Source organism: Eubacterium ruminantium (assembly GCF_900167085.1).
In the GTDB taxonomy this organism is placed as follows: Bacteria; Bacillota; Clostridia; order Lachnospirales; family Lachnospiraceae; genus Eubacterium_Q; species Eubacterium_Q ruminantium.
Genome location: NZ_FUXA01000006.1, coordinates 233450 through 254167, shown reverse-complemented (window position 1 = coordinate 254167; position 20718 = coordinate 233450). Strand labels below are relative to the sequence as shown.

The window sequence follows — 20718 nt, the reverse complement described above, 5'->3', positions numbered from 1 at the left end:
GATTTATGGGAGAGATAAAGTGATAAATATACTTGATCAAAATACTATAAATAAAATAGCAGCAGGTGAAGTTATAGAACGACCTATGTCTATCGTCAAAGAGCTTGTGGAAAACTCTTTGGACGCCAATGCCACAAATATCACTGTTGAGATAAAGAACGGCGGCATTTCTTATATAAGAGTTACGGATAATGGCGATGGCATTGATAAAGACGAAGTTAGAAAGGCTTATATGCGTCATGCAACAAGTAAACTTCTTACTTCGGAAGATCTTGAAGGTATTATGACTCTTGGTTTTAGAGGCGAGGCTCTTTCAACAATAGCTGCAGTAACAGAAACTGAAATGGTAACAAAGAAAAGAGACAGTCTGACAGGTGTTAGATATATGATCAACGGCGGCAAGGAAATAGAGTTTTCTGAAGCCGGTGCACCTGACGGAACAACTATCATTTCGAAAAATATTTTCTTTAATACTCCGGCCCGCCTTAAGTTTTTGAAAACATCAGTAACAGAGGGTTCATATATAAATGATCTTATGATCAGAATTTCTTTATCGCATCCTTCAATCAGTTTCAGACTGATATCAAATGGTAAAACTGTTCTCAGTACATCGGGAAATGGTAAGGTAAAAGATACTATTTATGGTATATATGGACGAGATATCAGTAATAACCTTCTTCCTGTAGATCATACTTCGGATGGAATCAAGATATCCGGATATATCGGAAAGCCTTTCATTTCGAAAGGTAACAGAAGTTTTGAAAATTACTTCGTAAATGGCCGATATATAACAAATGTTGTTATCGCAAAGGCTATAGAAGAAGCGTATAAAACAAGAATCATGCAGCATAAATTTCCTTTTACAGCACTTTTCTTCCAGATGGATCCAACAATGTGCGATGTAAATATCCATCCGACCAAAAAGGAATTTAAATATTATAATGAAAAAGCTCTGTTTTCAGCCACTTTTCATGCTGTTTCTGATGCTCTTTCCGAAAGAGAATATATGCCAGGTTTTAATATCAGTGAAAATAAAACCGAGGCCGAGAAAAAAGTTGTAAATAATTCGAATACGTCAGATGGCGGTATAAATAATAATATACGTAATTTAGAAAATACTGCAGAAAGTAAGAGTAATACTGTAAGTGATTCAGCAAGTACATCAAGCAGTACTGTTTCAAATTTCAGTAAGCACAGCAGCAACAATAATACATTAAAACCGAATATTAAAAAGCCTTCAATGGGGTCTTACTCAATTCTTGAAAAACTGCTTCCTAAAGAATATCTGGCGGAAGTAAACGAAAAGAGTAAGATTTACGGCGAAGAAAAAGATTCTGCTCAAAATAAAACAGAAGATTATAAAGATGAATCAGCAAAGATCTTTAATGAAACACATGAACAAAAAGAGATAGAAACAGTCCAAAAGAATCTTTTTGATGATGACTATATTTCGAAAGAAGCTATTTCTCATCATAAAATTATCGGACTTGTATTTGATACTTATTGGATAACACAGTATAATGATACTTTGTATCTCATGGATCAGCATGCGGCACACGAGAAAGTAAATTATGAAAGATTCCTCAAAGCATTTAAGGAAAGAAGTATTGTTTCGCAGAAGATATTTCCGCCTGAAGTAATATCGCTTTCGGCTGTTGAAATGGATGCTGTCATGAAGAACAGAGAATATTTTTTGAAATCAGGTTTTGAGATTGATGAATTTGGTGGAAATGAAGTTAAATTAAGCGCCATGCCGGTTAATTTTATTGACATTTCGGGAAGGGATGTTTTCCTTGAATTTGTATCATATCTGACTCAAAATATTTCAGGAATAAATGAAGATATATTTGTCCATAGACTGGCAACTATGGGATGTAAAGCGGCAGTAAAGGGTAATCAGAAAATAAGTTTCGAAGAAGCACAGCATCTTATCGAAGACTTACTTACTCTTGAAAATCCATATACATGTCCGCACGGAAGACCTACAATTATAAAGCTGACAAAGCAGGATCTTGAGAAAAAATTTAAACGTATAGTTAATTAAAAAAATATCAGGAAATTTTATTTTATCTGTAATAAAATAGTCGGGATGTTAAAAGTATCTATAATCAACAGTCGGGATGTTAAAAGTATCTATAATTAACAGCCGGTATATTAAATATATAGAAGATTAGAAAATAGTCAGGATATATCAGGATATGAGTGAAACGGTTTTATATAACAACAGAATACCTCTCGTGATAATCACAGGTCCCACGGCTGTGGGTAAAACAGATCTGTCTGTTAAATTTGCAAAAAAGGTCGGAGGAGAAATCATTTCCGCTGATTCTATGCAAGTTTATAAGAAGATGGATATTGGAACAGCCAAGATAATGCCTCAGGAAATGAACGGGATAAAACACCATATGATAGACATTTTTATGCCGGATCATAGTTTCAACGTTTCCGAGTTTAAGAATATATCCAAGAAGATTACAGAAGAAATTTATAATAGAGGAAATATTCCGATAATAGCCGGTGGAACTGCATTTTATATTCAGGCTCTTCTTAATGATATAAGTTTTGATCCTGAAGAAGAGGACGGTTATAAGGAAGAACTTCAAAGAATTTCCGAAATGCCGGACGGGCCTGATAAATTATATAAAAAGCTTCAGGAGATAGATCCGGAGTCAGCAGAGATCATTCATAAAAATAATGTAAAAAGAGTTATCAGAGCTCTTGATTTTTATCATAAGACTTCAATGAAGATCTCAGAACATAATGAGACTCAGAAAAGTAAAAAATCCCCATATAATTTCCTTTATTTTGTTCTGACTATGGACAGGGAAAGGCTTTATGACAGGATTAATCAAAGAGTTGATATTATGATAGAAAACGGTCTCATAGAAGAAGTGAAAATGCTTCTTGATATGGGATATGATAAATCCCTTACATCAATGCAGGGCATCGGATATAAGGAAATCATTGATTATCTTAACGGTAACTGCACGAAGGACGAATGCATTTACAATATTAAGATAAATACAAGGCATTTTGCCAAAAGACAGCTTACATGGTACAGAAGAGAAAAAGATGTAATCTGGATCAATAAAGATGAATTTGAAAATGAAGAAATGATGCTTAAATATATACTTGAAATATATGATAAGAACATTGGAAATAAAAAGTAACAGAGGATTTGAAAATGGATAAGTTAAAAGAATATTATATATCTCTTGGTATAGACAGTAAGATTTATGATTTTGCTGCAGAAACAGAAGAGAGTCTTAAGGAAAGATTTAATAAAATCGACCTTGTTGCAGAGCAAAATAGTGTTAAAGTAATAAGGGCGATGCAGGAAGCAAAACTTGAGGAGAGCCATCTGTACGGAGCAACCGGATACGGTTATACGGATACAGGAAGAGATACTCTTGAAAAAATATATGCAAATGTATTTAGAACAGAAGATGCTCTTGTAAGAAGTCAGATAACATGCGGTACACATGCGCTGACACTTGCGCTTTCAGGTAATCTTAGACCCGGAGACAGGATGTTATCTATAGCAGGCAAGGTATATGATACTCTTCAGGGAGTTATAGGTGTAAGACCTGAAAAGGGTTCCCTTGCCGAGTTTGGTATAGGATATGACCAGGTTGATCTTTTACCTGATGGACGATTTGATTTTGAAAATATTAAAAATGCAATTAAACCTGAAACAAAACTTATAGAGATTCAGCGTTCCAAAGGTTACGATACAAGAAAGAGTCTTACTGTTTCAGAAATAGCTGAGGCTATACAATTTGTTAAAAGCATAAAACCTGATGTGATAGTTATGGTTGATAATTGTTACGGTGAATTCGTGGAAACAGTTGAGCCTTCTGAATTTGGAGCTGATATGGTTGTCGGCTCTCTTATCAAGAATCCGGGAGGAGGACTTGCTAAGTGCGGCGGATATATCTGCGGTACTAAAGAATGTGTTGAAAATGCAGCAATACGACTTACAACTCCGGGACTCGGTAAAGAAGTGGGAGCTAGTATGGGAGCAACAAGAGATTTCCTTCAGGGACTTTTCTTTGCACCTACTGTTACAGCCAGTGCTCTTAAAGGAGCAATTTTTGCTGCAAATATATATGAAAAACTTGGTTTTACAGCGATTCCTAACAGTGTTGAAGAAAGAGCTGATATCATTCAGGCAGTAACACTCGGAAATCCTGAAGCAGTTAAAGCATTCTGTGAAGGTATCCAAGCTGCAGCACCGGTCGATAGTTTTGTTAAGCCTGTACCATGGGCTATGCCGGGATATGACAGTGATGTTATAATGGCTGCCGGTACTTTTGTTTCCGGTTCATCAATAGAATTATCTGCAGATGCACCTATGAAAGAACCATATGCCGTATATTTCCAGGGTGGACTTACATATCCGCATGCTAAATTCGGTATTATGATGTCGGTTCAGAAAATTGTAGAAAAAAAATTGGCAATATTGTAAACTCTAGTATAGTTTGTTTTGACTTGACTTCTTTTTGCACTTGGAGAGGCGAGAAGGAGGTATAAGTTGAGTGAAAAAAATAATCTGATGAAGATCAGCAATATGGATACCAATGAAAGGCCCAGAGAAAAGGCTCTTCATAAAGGAATCGAAAGCCTTTCGGATGCGGAACTCCTTAGTCTTATTCTTGGAAGTGGCAATAAAGATGAAAATGTTATCCATCTTGCCCAAAGAGTTTTAAATACTCATCCGGTTCAAAAAGGGCTTGTGGGTCTAAATTATATGTCTTATCATGACCTGATCAAAATATCCGGAATCGGTCGTGTCAAGGCCTGTCAGGTAATGGCTGTCTCAGAATTATCGAGACGCATTTCCATGAGTAAAAAAAGTCGAGATGTAAATCTTTCATCTCCGGCTGAAATTGCTGATTATTATATGGAATATTGTAGATTCCTTACCAGAGAAAAGGTTATAGTTATATTTCTTTCGGCATCAAATGAATTAATAAGATGGAATACTCTTTCAGAGGGCACCGTCAATCGGTCGCTGCTTTCGCCAAGAGAGATTTTTATAGAAGCACTTAAATGTGATGCTGTAAATATAGTCCTGGTTCATAATCATCCATCCGGTGATCCGGATCCCAGTGATGCGGATATAGTCATTACGAAACGAGTGATAGAGGCAGGAAAATACCTTGGTATAGGAGTTCTTGATCATATTATCATCGGAGACAGATGTTACGTAAGTCTCCATGAAAGAGGATTAATATAATGAAAAGTAAGAAGAATAAAAGCGATATCAGCCCAAGATATTTATTCCTGGCGCTGACAATTATATGTGTGATCTTTTTGGTTTTCTCTATTTTCTTTAAAGATCAGACAAAGAGAATCAAAGGATTCTTTGCGGAGTTCATTGTCCCTGTTCAGGAAGGAGCAGACAAGTTAGGCGGTAAGATTTCGAAAGGCCTCGACTATTTTGGTGATGTTAAATCCCTTCGTAAAGAAAATGAAGAACTCAAAGAAGAATTAAAAAGCTATCAAAATGAAGCTGCTAAATATCAGGCTGAACTGTCTGAACTTCAGGAATTAAGAAGTTTATATGAACTTGATGAAAAATATCCTGAATACAATAAAACAGCAGCCAGGGTATTTTCAACCGATTCGAGTACATGGTTCAATGAACTTTATATAGATAAAGGTCTGAATGACGGTGTATATGAAGGATGTAATGTCCTTTGTGATAATGGACTTTTAGGTATAGTAGTTGAGTCTTATGATGATTATGCCAAAGTTAGAGCAATCATCGATGACAGATCCAATATAACCGCTGAAGTAGGTAGAGATAATGCACTTTGTAATGTTGAAGGCAGTCTTAAAACTATGGAGCAGGGATATCTTCTTGTTAAAGATATCAATAAAGACGCCAAGGTGGAAATTGGCGACAGAGTCATAACCTCAAATGTTTCGGACAGATATTTCTTCGGACTTACAATAGGTTATGTTACAGAGATTTCGTATGATTCAAACAACCTTACAAAAACTGCTAAGATCTCACCGGCAGTAGATTTTTCGGATGTTAAGGATGTGTTTGTTATCATCGACAGAAAGAGAGTAGTAGATTACTGATGAGAAGAGTTATAGTTATAGCAGTACTTATAATCATATCTTTTGTGCTTCAGACAACATTGTTTAATTACCATGATGTTGTAGGGGTCGCACCTGATCTTTTACTGGTTATAACTATGTCTTTTGGAATAATGCGTGGACGAAGAGAAGGCCTTTTAACAGGCTTTTTCTGCGGTTTACTCTATGATGTATTTTACGGAACCCTCCTTGGACCGTTCATGTTCCTTTATATGGTCATTGGATATGTAAATGGATTTTTCCACAGAAATTATATGATGGAAGATGTAATGCTTCCGGTTATCATTTCCATGGTAGATGAAATGCTTATTCAGTTTATGATTTATATATTTGCATTTCTTCTTAGAAATAGACTTTCTGTCGGATATTATCTTATTCATATAATACTTCCGAGAACGGTTTATACAGTTCTTATTACGGTTATCGTTTACAGGGTTTACGTTAGAATAAACAAATATTTAAAGAAAAAGGTAAGTGAAGCTAAAAAATGAATCCGTTAAAAATGATAAAGGAATTTCTGGAAAACCTTAAAAATATTCTTCTTGATTATTTGAAGAGCAGGATTTTTCCGGTTACTGTCCTTATGATAATATTATTCTTTCTGCTTGGAAGAAGACTTTTTATACTTCAAATAAAAAACGGTGATAATTATCAGGTCGATTTTACTGTCCGTACCGAAAAGAAACTTAAGGTTGATTCGGTTAGGGGCAATATTTATGATGTAAACGGCAAACTTCTTGCATATAACAAATTAACGTATGATCTGACCTTTGGAAATAATAACTATCTCACGAATCGAGCCGAAGATCTTGGTATTTCAGAGAACCAATTAAAAAATAAAATAGTTTATAATACCATGCAGGTTCTTGCGCAGAATAATGATAAGATAACTGCAGAATTTCCTATTGAATTTAAGAACGGAAATTATAAATATACAGTTTCAGGTATCACACTCAAGAATTTCCTTCGTGATGCTTATTCAAAGAATTCTATTGATGAACTTACAGATGAAGAACTTGCTACTAAAGCTGAAGATATCGTTTATCATATGAGATTCGGTGGTTCGGATGTTCCGAATTTTGATATTTCAACCGATTATACAAATGAAGATGCAATGGTAATTCTTGCCTGCAGATATGCTTTATGGCTAAACAGATATCAGCAATATGTTCCTGTAACAATAGCTTCCGATATTTCCGAGAAGAGCCGTTCAATGATACTTGAACATAAGGATGATCTTACAGGAATGGACATTATCGTAAGATCGGAAAGAGTATATAATGATGCAAAATATTTTGCTCAGATCATTGGTTATGTTGGAAAAGCCAGTGAAGAGGATCTTGAATATTTCAATAAGAACAGCAAGGTTCCATATACAAGTGATGATGTTGTAGGAAAAATCGGTATAGAACGACATTGCGAAGAGTATCTTCGCGGAACAGACGGTGAGCAGATAATGTATGTTGATAATCTCGGAAAGGTTATTGACGTTGTCAAGGAAACTCCCGCAACTGCAGGGTCTGATGTATATCTTTCTATAGACAGTGATCTTCAGAAGTATTGCTATGATATGCTTGAGAAGGAGATAACATCAATTCTTTTAAGTCATATCACACCGAATGCATATGCACCGGAAAATAATAAAGATAATGAGATTCCTATAACGGATGTTTATTTTGCTTTATTTAATAATAACTATATTGATATAGAAGAAATGTCGAAGAAGTCTTCAACAGAGTTTGAACAGGGGATTTACAATAATCTTGAATCAAGGAAAAAGGAGATAATCCTTTATATCCGAAGTCTTCTTAAGGAAAATCCTGTAAATAATAACGATCTTTCGAAAGAATATCAGGAGTATCTTGAATTTATTTTCAAAATGCTTGGAGATAAAGGTGTTTATCTTTCATCTGAAGTGGACAGAGACAGCAAAGAATTTAACAGCTATATCAACGGTAATAAACCTATTTCTGATTATCTTAGATTCTGTCTTGAGAATTATTATATTGATACTTCTTTGATCATTGAAGAAGATAAATATTATGATTCTGAAGAGATATATAATGAGCTTGTAAATTACATAATCAAAGAATTAAACGGTAACAAAGAATTTAAGAATATGATAGTTCATTCCATGATCCAGCAGGGATATATAAGCGGAAGTGATGTGATTGATCTTATCTATATTCAGAAAGTTCTTAATGAAGAAAATGATGAGGACTATGCTGCATTTAAAAATGGAGCATTCGGACCTTATGAATTCATGACAAGAAAGATTAAAAATCTTGAGATTACGCCTGCTATGCTGGCACTTGATCCATGTTCCGGAGCTGTAATAATAACAGATATTTATACAGGTGAATTAAGAGCATTTGTAAGTTATCCAAGTTATGATAATAATTATCTTACCAACAGTGTTGACGGAGATTATTACAACAAGCTTCTGACGGACAAGACAACACCTTTATACAGTAGAGCAAGTATGATGCGTACTGCACCGGGTTCAACATTTAAGATCATTTCAACAGTTGCAGGTGTTGAAGAGGGTGTTCTTGGCATTGATGAATATATAACCGACATGGGTGTCTTCGATAAGGTTTATACAAAACCGGCATGTTGGGTATATAGGGATTTCAATACAACACACGGAACAATCGATATATCAAAAGCTATCGACATTTCATGTAACTATTTCTATTATGAAGTCGGTTACAGACTGGCAAATGATGATGGCTATTATAATGATAATTTAGGACTTACAAGGCTAAATAAATACGCAGCCAAATTCGGATTTGACGGATATTCGGGAATTGAGATAGATGAAACGGAACCTCATATGTCCGACCGGGATGCCGTTGTTTCTGCCATTGGTCAGGGTACAAACAGTTATACCCCGGTTCAGATGTCAAAATACATTACAACCATTGCAAATGGCGGAACATGTTATGATCTGACATTACTCGATAAGGTTGCGGATTATGAAGGAAATATCAAAAAGACATCACAGCCTAAAGTTCATTCTACAGTTGATATTGATAACGCACTTTGGGATAAGATTCATAATGGTATGAGAATGGTTGTTACTGACGACCTTGATCATAATGAACTGCTTAATAATCTTAAAGTTAAGGTTGCAGGTAAGACAGGTACAGCCCAGGAAGATACTTCAAGACCTCCACATGCTCTGTTTATATCATATGCACCTTATGAAAAACCGGAAGTATCCGTTACTTGCGTAATCCAGAATGGATATGCTTCTGCAAATGCAGCAGAGCTTGCATCATTTATATATGCTTATATGTATGATAAGGAAGCCTTAAAAGATGCTTCATTTGGACAAAGTAAAACAGATACATCAGACTAAGCTATACTGATTGTTTCCGGCAAAAGAGGAATTAATATGTTTGGAAAGATTAAATTAAAAAGCTATAACTATTTTCTGCTTCTGTTGATCATATCAGCTATGATCATCGGTGTTGTCATAATCAACAGTGCCAACAGCAACTATACATCAAAACAGATAATCGGAGTTGTTCTTGGACTTACAATACTTATAGTTACAGCACTTATTGATTATCATTTTATATGTAAATTTTATATGATCATCTATGCTTTAAATCTTGTATTTCTTGCGGCAGTTCTTCTTTTCGGAGAGAATGTTAATAATGCTACAAGATGGTTCACATTTGCCGGAATCACATTCCAGCCTTCAGAGCTTACCAAGATATTTATGATCATTTTCATGGCGAAGTTTTTATGTAGGGCAGATGAAAAAGAAAAACTCAGTCATTTTAGGACTATAATTAAATTTGGTATATTCCTCGGAATCCCGATTCTTTTTATCTTTATGCAGCCTGACCTTTCAACTTCAATCTGTATAATCATGGTTATGATAACTATGTATTATCTTGCAGGTTTAAGCTATAAAGCCATAGGAATAATACTTCTTATATTTATTCCTTTGGTAAGTGGATTCCTTTGGTATATTCAAAGACCGGACCAGAAGCTTCTTTATGAACATCAGGTAAACAGAATCATGTCATTCATTTATCCTTCTGAATATGATGATGACAATCAGCAGCAGGATAACTCGGTAATGGCCATAGGTTCGGGTAAGCTTACAGGTAAAGGACTTAACAATACAAGTGATGCTACGGTTAAAGCAACCAAGCTCATTTCAGAGCAGCAGACAGACTTTATTTTTTCAATCGTAGGAGAGGAACTGGGATTCTCAGGATGTATATTTTTAATTGCATTAATACTTATTATAGTGCTACAATGTATTAGAGTGGCGAGACGAGCCAAGGACAAACTCGGTATGTTACTTGCGGCCGGAGTTGCATGTCTTATAGGCTATCAGTCATTTATAAATATCGGTGTTGCAACGGCATTGCTCCCTAATACCGGAATCCCTTTGCCGTTTATTAGTTATGGACTGAGTTCCCTTGTCAGTTTATCGCTTGGTCTCGGTATGACTATGAATATAAGTATGCAGCATAAAAGATTTTACTGATCAATTAATCCTATATCAGGATGGACGGAGGGTTTCAATGAATATTGTATTGATAGCACACGATTCAAAGAAAAAGCTTATGCAAAACCTTTGTATTGCATATAGAGCTATCCTTAGCAAACATGAGATTTTTGCAACAGAAACAACCGGAAGGTTAGTAGAAGATGCATCCGGACTTAATGTACATAAGGTCCATGCAGGACACCTTGGAGGCGTTGAACAGCTTATTACACGTATAGACAGTAATGAGATGGATATGGTTATATTTATGCATGATCCTATGATACCAAGATTGCATGATAATGCATATTATAATGTTTTTATAACTTGTGATAATCATAATATTCCAATTGCAACAAATCTTGCTTCGGCAGAACTTATGATCAAGGCACTTGAAAGAGGAGATCTGGATTGGAGATCTTTATATAAGCACTGATTTTATATCAGAATTGTTAATGTAGGAGAAGTAGAAGCATGAAGGCGGTATTTTTTTATCTTCTGCTTTTTATATTGATTGGCGGGATAATAACATATCTTGCTGTCGATAATAATAAATATAAAAATGCATATAATGATGATGTAGTGGAAGTTTATTATGATAAGGAACTTCCGCAATATGATTTAAAGGGATATCATAAAGAACATGCTGTTCTTGGGCCGGATGAGGAAGTAAATGCGGATTTCTTCCGTGATAATACCATTTCCGTCCTTTTTGTAAATGATACCGATAAAGAAGTTATAGTGGCACATAATGCTTTAAAGAGGATTTATCCTGCAAGTATGACAAAGCTTATGACAGCTATTGTTGTATGTGAAGCGATAGAACGTGGCGATTTTGATCTTGATCAGGAAGTCAAATGGTCAAATGATATAATATTTGAGAGATATCCGGATGCGATGCATAGCGGCTTTGAAAAAGGCTATTCTGTATCGCTTCGTAATCTTTTATACGGATATCTTATGTGCTCATATAATGATTTCGGAGTTAAACTCGGAGAGCTGGTTGCAGGTTCGGAATCTGAATTCTGCAAACTTATGAATGATAAAGCTTATCAGATTGGTGCTACAAATTGTCATTTTGTAAATACCCATGGACTTCATGATAATGATCATTATATAACAGCTTATGATATGTATCTAATAATCAATGAGGCGTCAAAGCATCAGTTAATAACCGAAATTGACAGCCATAATACATATCCTTTTTTCTATAAGAATGCAAAAGGAGAACAGGAAATATCAGATATATATCCGACAAATGGTTTCCTTAACGGATGGAGAAATATCCCTGAGGGAGTTTCTATCCATGAATGGAAAACAGGAACAACAGGCATGGCAGGTTATTGTCTTGCCATGAATCTTACAATAAAAGAAAAAAAATATACTATAGTGGTTACTGATAAGGTAAGCAGCTCGGATCTCTATGAAACTATTGAATATCTTATCAGTCTTATAAAATAATACTATGAAGACTATTAAATCAAAAAAGAAGAGTAATGTTGTAAAATTTAATAATATTTCCAAATTTAATGCCGCTATGGTTGTCTTTGCGGCAATTCTTCTTTATGTGACACTCAGTGTCATCATTTCTCTCAGGAAGAAACCTGTAACACTTTACAGAGTTGGTGAAAGTAAGGTCAATAATAATATCAATTGCACAGGTATTGCTGTAAGAAGTGAACTCGTTGTAAATTCATCCGCTTCAGGATATATAGCATATTTCGCAAGAGACAATGAAAAAATAAAAAAGAGTAATCCGGTCTGCAGTATAGATAATTCCGGTGATTTTTCCAAACTTTTTAGTGATGAAGAAAACGGGATCAATATCGAACTTTCAGGTAAGGATTATCAGCAGGTAAGAGATACAATCTCGAATTATAAGAGCAATTATTCGGATGTATCTTTTAATAGTGTCTACAATTTTAAGGGTGAGGTTCAAGGTAGAGTTCTTGATGCTGCAAATAAGCTTATACTTGCAAGAATGAAAGCTGATAAAAACTTGGGCAATTCTCTTAATTACACATATGCACCTTTAAGTGGTATCCTTTGCTTTTATACAGATGGTTTTGAGAATAGAACTGCTGAGAGTATCAAAGCAGAAGATATGGATAAAGCAGCATATAAGAGAACAACATTTGCAACCGGAGATATTGTGAATTCCGGTTCACCTATCTTCAAAATGATTGAAAATGAAGAATGGCATATTGTTTGCTACCTTAATGAAGAGGAAGCGAAGAAACTCGAAGATGATGATTATGTTGAGATAAATATCAATAATTCAAACTTTACTGTTTATACTCCTTATACCGCTACGCAGGAAGGAGATAAATATAAAGTCGACATCAAGTTAACAAAATATATGTCACTTTTCGCTAATGAGAGATATTTAAATATTGAGATTATAAAGGATGATTTTGAAGGATTAAAGATTCCTAAAACAAGCCTTGCAACTAAGAAAGCATATGTTCTTCCTAAGAAGTTTATTACAGCAGGCGGAAATTCCAGCAGAAAAAATAAAGTTTATAAACAAGCAGTTAATGAAGATGGTTCTTCAACTATCAAACAATTAACACTTGAAATTTATAAAGAAGATGACGATAATGTTTGGGTGAATCCGGATTCGTTTGAATCAACAGATGTAATAGTTCAGATGGATACAAATGACGTTATCAGTGTATCGCTTTTAAAATCCGATGATATCTACGGAGTTTATCAGGCAAATGAAGGTATTGCAGACTTTCATCAGGTAGAAATCCTTAGAGAAGGCGATGAATTCGTTATTGTCAGTAGAAATGGATCGCTGAGAAAGTATGATAATATCATTTTAAATTCAAATAAAGTAAAAGAAAATCAAATTATTTATTAGGAATGAAGGTGAGTAATTAATGCTTAAAGAGAATTACAAGAAGGTTAGGGCAGCAATAGATGAAGCATGTGAAAAATGCGGCAGAAAAAAGGAAGAGGTCCTTCTTATTGCTGTAAGTAAGACAAAGCCTCTTTCTGACATAGAAGAACTTATAACAATAGGTGTTAATGATTTTGGTGAGAATAAGGTTCAGGAGCTCAGTAAGAAATATGCTGAAGTTTCAAAGCCTGTTAATTTTCATTTAATAGGTCATTTACAGACCAATAAGGTTAAGCAGGTTATAGGTAAAACATGTCTTATTCATTCGGTGGATTCATTCCATCTTGCAGAGAAGATTGAGGTTGAGGCGGCTAAACTTGACACCACTGTAGATGTACTTATTGAAGTAAATGTAGCTGAGGAAGATACCAAGTTTGGACTTAAGCTTGAGGAGGTCACAGCACTTATTTCAGACATTGCAAATAAGTGTCCACACGTGAAAATTAAAGGGCTTATGACCATTGCTCCTTTTGTTGATGACCCTGAGGAGAACAGGCCTGTGTTCCGTAAGCTGCGCCAATTATCACTTGACATAAAATCTAAAAACATAGATAATGTTAGTATGGAGGTATTATCGATGGGTATGACCAATGACTACATTGTAGCCGTCGAAGAGGGTGCCACCATAGTAAGAGTCGGTACAGCAATTTTTGGCGAAAGAAACTATAATATCTAGTAATGTTGTACTGAAGAAGGAGAAAGTTAATGGCTAAAAAATCAGGCAAGAAGAGTTTTCTCGACTATTTCAGAGTGGATTCTGAGGATGACTATGAAGAAGAATATGATGGAATGGAAGAAGATCTTTTCGATGATGAGGAAGAAGAAGTTTATGTAAAGCCTAAGAAAGTTAAGAAGTTAAAAGAAAAGAAGACTACTAGTTTAGATAATATGTATTCAGAGCCGGATTATGATAATTTCGATTCTGCATATACAGGAACAGGATTTGGACAGGCTTCTACATATAATACTTATTCCAAGCCTGCATCTTCTTTCCAGCAGTCACAGACTTCATTTGGAAATAGAAAATACAATCGATTTACGAGAGAAGATATGCAGATGAATAATGAAGTGAAAGAACAAAATGTTGTTTCTTTTGATAAAAGACAGAATTACAAACCTAACAGTGAGGTTTATGTAATTAAACCACTTGAATTTGATGATGCTCAAACAGTTTCGGATTTCCTTAAGGCTGGCAAGACAATCGTAATTAACATGGAGGGGGTCCAGATTGATCCTGCACAGAGAATCATCGACTTTATTGGCGGTGCATGTTATGGCTTGGGTGGCGACCTTAAAGCTATTTCAGCAAATATTTTTATTGCGGCACCACATAATATCGAAGTATCAGGGGATCTCAGAGATGAGATTCTTAATGAATCGACATTATCACCACAACTTGGTAAATATTGATAAAACGCTATAGGTTATATGGGCGGAGGGAAAAGTAAATGTTAACACCGGTTGATATACAGCAGAAAAAGTTCAAAACCGGATTTGGCTACAGCAAAGATGACGTAACCAAATTTTTCGAAGAGGTCTCAAGAAGTTATGAAGAGCTCTATCGTTCTAATGCGGAATTAAAGGAAAAAGTCATCACACTTAATGATGGATTACAGCATTATAAGACGACTGAGGAACAGCTTCAGAAGAATCTTATGCTTGCTGAAAAAAATTCACAGCAGTCGGTAACAAATGCTGCTAAAGAAGCAAAGAATATTGAGTTGGAAGCAAAGAATAGAGCAAATGAAATTGTAAATCAGGCATACAAAGATCTTGAGCGTATGGAGAATAAACTCAGAGCTCTTGAAACAAGATATGCTGAGTACAAAAGTGAGTTTGCCACTCTTGTTAAAAAAATGTTTGAAGTAATCGATCTTCATGATATCGATCCTGATGCGAAGATTGATCCCAATTTTGCGTCTTCAAACAGAAATGATAAGAAGAATATGCAGGGTACAAATTTCGGTCGCGCTTTAGGTGTAGGATTTGAGACTCTGGATGATCTTGATATTAAAGAAGATTTCGATGATTTTGAAAAAGTATTTGGAAATAATTCATTACCTGAAAAAAGATCAAATTCCAAACTTGGAAGAACTAATCTTGAATTAAAAGGCAGTAAAAATAATACAAATAGCACGAATGATGTATATGGTTCAATGCTTGGAGGGACAGGTATAGATCCGTTTAAAAGCGGAGACAACAACTCCCCCCATTTAAGCAGCAGAACCAAAACTGATTCTGCTGCGAATTCTAACGATGAAAAGGTTTTAAATTTTGCAAATAAGCAGAACAGTAAGGAAGAAAAACCAAAGCCGACATTCACGATAAAAGAAGAGAAAGAAGAAGATTATAAGCCAAAGCGTGATGCATTTTCTTCAGCTTCAAAGACTTTATCATTTCGTCCGGCAAGTGAATATAATGATATAGAATCAATGATGTCGGAAAGGGTTAGTAGTTCAGATAATCTCAGACATCATGTTGAAGATGAAGAAGCTTCGGGAAGTCTCGGAAGTGGACTTGAGCAGAATCTCAAGGTAAGCGGTAATGATGATATTTTCCCGGTTGCTGATGAAGATGGTTTTACATTTTTATAAATAACAATAATACATAAGTAGGAGTGTTTTATGAGTGACAGATTGATTATAAATTTAAATGATGTTCCTGTTTATGATATTACTTACAATAATACATTTGATGACCTCGGAACTTTTCTGGATGGTTTTAATGCATCTGATAAAAAGTGTCTTGTGGTTACAGATTCCAAAGTAGCATCCTTATATCTGGATGCTATTTTGCGTGTTACCAAGCCTAAATGTAAGTTTTTATCATATTTTATATTTCCTGAAGGAGAAAGCAGTAAGAATCTGAATGTGGTCAGAGATATTTATGAGAAGCTTATCCTTGAGAAGTTTGACAGACATGATTTTATACTTGCTTTAGGTGGCGGCGTTACAGGAGATATGTCCGGATTTACAGCTGCAACATACTTGAGAGGAATAGATTTTATTCAGGTTCCTACAACACTCCTTGCCGACGTTGATTCAAGTATAGGCGGAAAGACCGGTGTTGATTTTGATTCATACAAGAATATGGTTGGAGCCTTCCATATGCCAAAGCTTGTTTATATAAATTATGAAACGATCAAAACACTTGATGAAGATCAGTTTTATAGTGGTATGGGTGAGGTAGTTAAGTCCGCACTTATAAAGGATAAAGAATTCTTCGAATGGCTTGAAGAAAACATTGATTTGATAAATGCACGTGATAAAGATGCTTTGATCCATTTGATCAAATGCAGCAACATTGTTAAGAAAAATGTTGTGGAAAAGGATCCTACAGAGAAAGGTGACAGAGCTCTTCTTAATCTCGGTCATACTATCGGACATGCAGTTGAAAAATATATGAATTTAAAACTTCTTCATGGACAGTGTGTTCATTCGGGAACCGTTATGGCTTCATACATTTCAATGAAAAAAGGATATATTTCCGAGGAAGATCATAACAGGATCATTAATCTTTGTAAATCATTTGGCCTTCCTTCTTTACCAAAGAATATTGATATAGAAAAGATTATTGATTTTACAAAGAATGACAAAAAGGTCGATGGAGGAAGCATTAAATTCATTTTATTAAAGGGCATTGGAGAAGCGTTTATAACCAGAGAAGTTATAGATGATGATATGAGAATGGCTCTTGATTATTATATCTCTTTGAATATTTAAATAACAGATGGATAGGTTTTATTGATGGGAAAAGAAGAAGAAAATTTAAAAAACATAAAACTAAAAGATATTAAATCAATAGAAGAGAAATATAAAAAACTCCAAGAAGAAATAGAAAGTAAAATTTCAGAAAAAGAAGAAAAAGATCGTAATACAAAAGAGACAAGTAAAGGTAAAAAGCTTTCTAATGAAAGAACTGATGCAAGTTACAGAGGCAGGATTTATCTTTGGACTATATTTGGAGCAATCATACTTATTGCATTAGATCAGATCACAAAATTATTGATCACCGAAAATTATAAAGTCGGCGAAGGTAAAAGCGTTATTAAAGACGTATTTGAATTTCAGCATATTAGAAATAAAGGTTCAGCCTGGGGAATGTTTGATAAAACTCCTGCTGTACCGATAACAATCGCCGTAATAATGATAGGTTTGATTATTTATGTTTATATTAATCTTCTGAAATATAAAAGATATAGATCCCTTCGTATTTGCGTAGTATTTTTATTATCAGGAGCAGTTGGGAATATCATAGACAGAATCCGACTTGGATCTGTAACTGACTTTTTATATTTCAAATTGATTGATTTTCCGGTTTTTAATGTCGCAGATATATATGTAACTTTAAGTATAGTAGTTATTATTTTCCTTTTGATATTCCGTTATGGAATGAAAGATATTGATGTTATTCTCGGAGGTTCTGTAATTGATAAAGATGGGAAGATAATTGAGAAGGCAAAGGGTGAATAATATGTCTTCATTAAATGATAATGAATCAGCTATGTTAGAAACTGTGAATTTATTTCCTGATGATTTCCTTGTAGGAATGAGACTTGATAAATTTCTTTCTGATGAAAGAGAAGATATGTCACGTTCATATATTCAGCAGCTTATAGATGCAGGAAATATAAGTGTTAATGATAAAAAAGCCAAGGCAAGTTATAAGATAAGGAAGGGCGATAAGATTACTCTTGCCATTCCCGAACCTGAGGAATTATCCATTGAACCTGAGAATATTCCTCTGGATATTGTCTATGATGATAATGATATTGTCATAATCAATAAGCCTCAAGGGATGGTTGTTCATCCGGCAGTAGGCCATTATAGCGGAACTTTGGTAAATGCTCTTATGTATCATTTTGGTAATCAGCTTTCCGGAATCAACGGAATAATGCGTCCCGGCATAGTTCATAGAATTGATATGAACACATCAGGGCTCTTGGTTATCTGTAAAAATGATATGGCTCATAAGAGTTTAAGTGAGCAGTTCAGCGTTCATTCTATTACCAGAGAATATACAGCCATTGTTTATAATTCATTTTCGGAAACTGAAGGAACAGTGGATAAACCTATAGGTAGAAGTAAGAATGACAGAAAGAAGATGGCTATAGTTCCTGATGGAAGAAGAGCTGTTACACATTATACGGTTCTGAGAAAACTCAAAAATGATTTTTCTTTGGTTCAGTTAAGACTTGAAACAGGACGTACTCACCAGATTAGAGTACATATGACAAGTATCAATCATCCTCTTTTGGGAGATGATGTATATGGGCCTAAGAAATGTCCTTTTAATCTTGCGGGACAGATGCTTCATGCAGGAAAACTCGGTTTTATTCATCCATCAACTAAGGAGTATATTGAGTTTAATTCAGAACTTCCTGAGTACTTCAATAAGGTATTATCAAGACTTGAATAATAATATGGCTATGTTGTATAATAATCATTGATTATGGATTAATACTTGAATTTAGGAGGATATAATATAATGTGGTGGATTGTTTTAGCAGTAGCTATCGCAGCATATATTATTATAAATATTTATGTTGCACTGGATTTCAAAAAATTCCGTGTTGGACATGATGAATATAATGTAAATGATTATATGTATGACAAGATGGGATTATTCCTTTTTGTCGGTGCATTATTCTATTTCCCAATATTTATTGTGGATATGGTTTATGATAGAAAGCATCTTAAAGAACTCCGTGCTGAATATGAAAGCAAAGTAGCTAGCGGCGAGATCGATAAGGATGCACTTAAAAAACTTAAAGAAGAAACTCTTAATCGTAAGAGTGAGAATAAGATTCATATTGATGCACCTGTGGTTGAAGATCTTGATGATGTTGATGATTTTGATGAAGATGAAGAAGACAACAGTGATAATGAATCAACAGAGGTACTCAATAAAAAAGATTAATAAGATTAAACTATTAAATCTGAATGTCGTATTTGACGGCATTCAGATTTTTTTATTTCTGAAACAAATTAATACGGTTTTATATGAAGTGAAATGAACGGATTTATGATTTTTATAAAAAATGATGCAAATTGATACAAATTGATACAAGTTTGAAACATTTATCTGTAATAATCAGTATTGTAAAACGAAAATAAGCTTATTTTTGGAGTGTACATTATGAGACGGTTTAAAAGGTTAAAAAAAGTATTTACATGTTCGGCGATGATCTTAGTTCTGTCAGGCCTGACGGGATGTTCAATGGAAAGAAAAAATGATTTAGTAGAAATACCGCCGAAGCCATATGAAGGGATGGAATATCCTATGGCCTATGTTCAAAAAGGTGATCTAATTTATGATATCGAAGAAGAGATGGTTCTTGATAATTATAAAGAACGTGGATACCGTCTCAAAGAAGATGAGATTATGTCATCCGGATATGCTGATGTCGAATTTGATGAACTTATGGTTGATATAGGTGACAGCGTTAAAAAAGGTGATGTGCTTGTAAAATTCAAGTCAAAATCCCTCGATGATGAGATCAAACAATATGTTGATCAGAAAGAATTAGCAGAAGCAAAAATAAGACATCTGGAAAACAGAAAAAGTATCAATCCGGATGAAGATATAAAGAAGGAAGTTAATTCCTGCAATGACTCCATCATTATAGCTGAAGCTTATCTTGAAGAATTAAATGCTTTTAAAGATAAACTTATATTTAAAGCAGAAGAAGATGGCGTAGTCATGAAAGTATCGGATGCAGCTTACAGTAAAAATATAGATTTTGTTTCGGACTATGTGGTTGTCCAAAGCGGTGATGATACATATAAAGTTGAAACACAGGTTCCTGTAAAGATTAAAGAGGGACAGGATATAGTGGCAACCAGTGCATATATGAAACTGGATGCAACGGTAACTAAAGTAGAAAAAAGTGCTGCAGGAACTGTTTTATATATAAAGATCAAAAATAATCTTGAGAAGAAAATAATTGTTAAAGGTTTATCTGCCCATATTGCCAAGGAAATTAAGAAAGATGTTATTTATTTACCTTCTGTATGCGTTAAGAATAAAGATGATAAATACTATGTATTTACCTTGAATGATGAAGGGATAAGGGTAGCCAAAGAAATACAGGTCGGCGAAGTAGTCGGTGAAAATATAATTATCAAGGAAGGACTGAGCGAAGGTGAAAAAGTTATTGCGAAATAAAATCAACATAAAATGCCTCTTA

Annotated in this window: 19 protein-coding genes; all 19 read left to right on the top strand. The window is 34.6% G+C overall.

All coding sequences use genetic code 11. The annotated features are described in order from the left end of the window. The first annotated feature begins 19 nt into the window (after positions 1-19). The 19 genes from mutL (at position 20) to B5D25_RS05240 (ending at position 20696) form a co-directional block, all read left to right on the top strand. A complete protein-coding gene (mutL, locus tag B5D25_RS05330; protein WP_090168464.1) occupies positions 20-2044 on the top strand; it encodes a DNA mismatch repair endonuclease MutL in 2025 nt (674 codons plus the stop codon). Positions 2045-2198: 154 nt separating this feature from the next. Then, entirely contained in the window at positions 2199-3170 is a 972-nt protein-coding gene (gene miaA, locus B5D25_RS05325; RefSeq protein ID WP_078786909.1) for a tRNA (adenosine(37)-N6)-dimethylallyltransferase MiaA, read from the top strand. A 14-nt stretch (positions 3171-3184) separates the two neighbouring features. Further along, positions 3185-4468 carry a methionine gamma-lyase family protein gene (locus B5D25_RS05320; protein ID WP_078786908.1) on the top strand — a complete coding sequence of 428 codons (1284 nt, stop codon included), beginning with the start codon at positions 3185-3187 and terminating at the stop codon, positions 4466-4468. A 66-nt stretch (positions 4469-4534) separates the two neighbouring features. Next, positions 4535-5239 carry a RadC family protein gene (radC, locus tag B5D25_RS05315; protein WP_242870170.1) on the top strand — a complete coding sequence of 235 codons (705 nt, stop codon included), beginning with the start codon at positions 4535-4537 and terminating at the stop codon, positions 5237-5239. Then, the gene (mreC, locus tag B5D25_RS05310; protein ID WP_078786907.1) at positions 5239-6093 is read left to right on the top strand and encodes a rod shape-determining protein MreC; all 855 of its coding nucleotides are present in this window, start codon (positions 5239-5241) and stop codon (positions 6091-6093) included. The genes radC and mreC overlap by 1 nt, the downstream gene beginning before the upstream one ends. After that, on the top strand, positions 6093-6602 hold the full coding sequence (gene mreD, locus B5D25_RS05305; protein ID WP_078786906.1) for a rod shape-determining protein MreD: 510 nt from the start codon (positions 6093-6095) through the stop codon (positions 6600-6602). Before mreC ends, mreD begins: the two co-directional genes overlap by 1 nt. After that, positions 6599-9475 carry a penicillin-binding transpeptidase domain-containing protein gene (locus B5D25_RS05300; RefSeq protein WP_078786905.1) on the top strand — a complete coding sequence of 959 codons (2877 nt, stop codon included), beginning with the start codon at positions 6599-6601 and terminating at the stop codon, positions 9473-9475. The genes mreD and B5D25_RS05300 overlap by 4 nt, the downstream gene beginning before the upstream one ends. 36 nt (positions 9476-9511) lie before the next feature. Then, entirely contained in the window at positions 9512-10624 is a 1113-nt protein-coding gene (locus B5D25_RS05295; protein WP_078786904.1) for an FtsW/RodA/SpoVE family cell cycle protein, read from the top strand. Positions 10625-10661: 37 nt separating this feature from the next. Next, a complete protein-coding gene (locus B5D25_RS05290; protein WP_078786903.1) occupies positions 10662-11060 on the top strand; it encodes a methylglyoxal synthase in 399 nt (132 codons plus the stop codon). 38 nt (positions 11061-11098) lie between these two features. Then, positions 11099-12085, top strand: a complete 987-nt coding sequence (locus tag B5D25_RS05285) for a D-alanyl-D-alanine carboxypeptidase family protein (RefSeq protein WP_078786902.1) — start codon at positions 11099-11101, stop codon at positions 12083-12085. A gap of 4 nt (positions 12086-12089) precedes the next feature. After that, a complete protein-coding gene (locus B5D25_RS05280; protein WP_078786901.1) occupies positions 12090-13490 on the top strand; it encodes a biotin/lipoyl attachment domain-containing protein in 1401 nt (466 codons plus the stop codon). Between the two features lie 19 nt (positions 13491-13509). Next, positions 13510-14205, top strand: coding sequence for a YggS family pyridoxal phosphate-dependent enzyme (locus B5D25_RS05275; protein ID WP_078786900.1), 696 nt, complete (start codon positions 13510-13512; stop codon positions 14203-14205). A gap of 29 nt (positions 14206-14234) precedes the next feature. Next, on the top strand, positions 14235-14939 hold the full coding sequence (locus tag B5D25_RS05270; protein WP_242870171.1) for a cell division protein SepF: 705 nt from the start codon (positions 14235-14237) through the stop codon (positions 14937-14939). A gap of 38 nt (positions 14940-14977) precedes the next feature. Continuing rightward, complete coding sequence (locus B5D25_RS05265; RefSeq protein ID WP_078786899.1) at positions 14978-16123, top strand: DivIVA domain-containing protein; 1146 nt, start codon at positions 14978-14980, stop codon at positions 16121-16123. A 30-nt stretch (positions 16124-16153) separates the two neighbouring features. Further along, positions 16154-17251, top strand: coding sequence for a 3-dehydroquinate synthase (aroB, locus tag B5D25_RS05260; protein WP_078786898.1), 1098 nt, complete (start codon positions 16154-16156; stop codon positions 17249-17251). A 24-nt stretch (positions 17252-17275) separates the two neighbouring features. Then, positions 17276-18001, top strand: a complete 726-nt coding sequence (gene lspA / locus B5D25_RS05255) for a signal peptidase II (protein ID WP_078786897.1) — start codon at positions 17276-17278, stop codon at positions 17999-18001. Between the two features lie 31 nt (positions 18002-18032). Further along, entirely contained in the window at positions 18033-18947 is a 915-nt protein-coding gene (locus B5D25_RS05250; protein WP_078786976.1) for an RluA family pseudouridine synthase, read from the top strand. Between the two features lie 69 nt (positions 18948-19016). Beyond that, positions 19017-19448 carry a hypothetical protein gene (locus B5D25_RS05245; protein ID WP_078786896.1) on the top strand — a complete coding sequence of 144 codons (432 nt, stop codon included), beginning with the start codon at positions 19017-19019 and terminating at the stop codon, positions 19446-19448. Between the two features lie 219 nt (positions 19449-19667). After that, on the top strand, positions 19668-20696 hold the full coding sequence (locus B5D25_RS05240) for an efflux RND transporter periplasmic adaptor subunit (protein ID WP_078786895.1): 1029 nt from the start codon (positions 19668-19670) through the stop codon (positions 20694-20696). Positions 20697-20718: the final 22 nt, after the last annotated feature.

Excerpts from the sequence above, each read along its gene's own strand:
- miaA (WP_078786909.1), top strand. The coding sequence starts at position 2,199 with ATGAGTGAAACGGTTTTATATAACAACAGAATACCTCTCGTGATAATC.
- B5D25_RS05320 (WP_078786908.1), top strand. The coding sequence starts at position 3,185 with ATGGATAAGTTAAAAGAATATTATATATCTCTTGGTATAGACAGTAAG.
- mreC (WP_078786907.1), top strand. The coding sequence starts at position 5,239 with ATGAAAAGTAAGAAGAATAAAAGCGATATCAGCCCAAGATATTTATTC.
- mreD (WP_078786906.1), top strand. The coding sequence starts at position 6,093 with ATGAGAAGAGTTATAGTTATAGCAGTACTTATAATCATATCTTTTGTG.
- B5D25_RS05300 (WP_078786905.1), top strand. The coding sequence starts at position 6,599 with ATGAATCCGTTAAAAATGATAAAGGAATTTCTGGAAAACCTTAAAAAT.
- B5D25_RS05295 (WP_078786904.1), top strand. The coding sequence starts at position 9,512 with ATGTTTGGAAAGATTAAATTAAAAAGCTATAACTATTTTCTGCTTCTG.
- B5D25_RS05290 (WP_078786903.1), top strand. The coding sequence starts at position 10,662 with ATGAATATTGTATTGATAGCACACGATTCAAAGAAAAAGCTTATGCAA.
- B5D25_RS05285 (WP_078786902.1), top strand. The coding sequence starts at position 11,099 with ATGAAGGCGGTATTTTTTTATCTTCTGCTTTTTATATTGATTGGCGGG.
- B5D25_RS05280 (WP_078786901.1), top strand. The coding sequence starts at position 12,090 with ATGAAGACTATTAAATCAAAAAAGAAGAGTAATGTTGTAAAATTTAAT.
- B5D25_RS05275 (WP_078786900.1), top strand. The coding sequence starts at position 13,510 with ATGCTTAAAGAGAATTACAAGAAGGTTAGGGCAGCAATAGATGAAGCA.
- B5D25_RS05270 (WP_242870171.1), top strand. The coding sequence starts at position 14,235 with ATGGCTAAAAAATCAGGCAAGAAGAGTTTTCTCGACTATTTCAGAGTG.
- B5D25_RS05265 (WP_078786899.1), top strand. The coding sequence starts at position 14,978 with ATGTTAACACCGGTTGATATACAGCAGAAAAAGTTCAAAACCGGATTT.
- aroB (WP_078786898.1), top strand. The coding sequence starts at position 16,154 with ATGAGTGACAGATTGATTATAAATTTAAATGATGTTCCTGTTTATGAT.
- lspA (WP_078786897.1), top strand. The coding sequence starts at position 17,276 with ATGGGAAAAGAAGAAGAAAATTTAAAAAACATAAAACTAAAAGATATT.
- B5D25_RS05250 (WP_078786976.1), top strand. The coding sequence starts at position 18,033 with ATGTTAGAAACTGTGAATTTATTTCCTGATGATTTCCTTGTAGGAATG.
- B5D25_RS05245 (WP_078786896.1), top strand. The coding sequence starts at position 19,017 with ATGTGGTGGATTGTTTTAGCAGTAGCTATCGCAGCATATATTATTATA.
- B5D25_RS05240 (WP_078786895.1), top strand. The coding sequence starts at position 19,668 with ATGAGACGGTTTAAAAGGTTAAAAAAAGTATTTACATGTTCGGCGATG.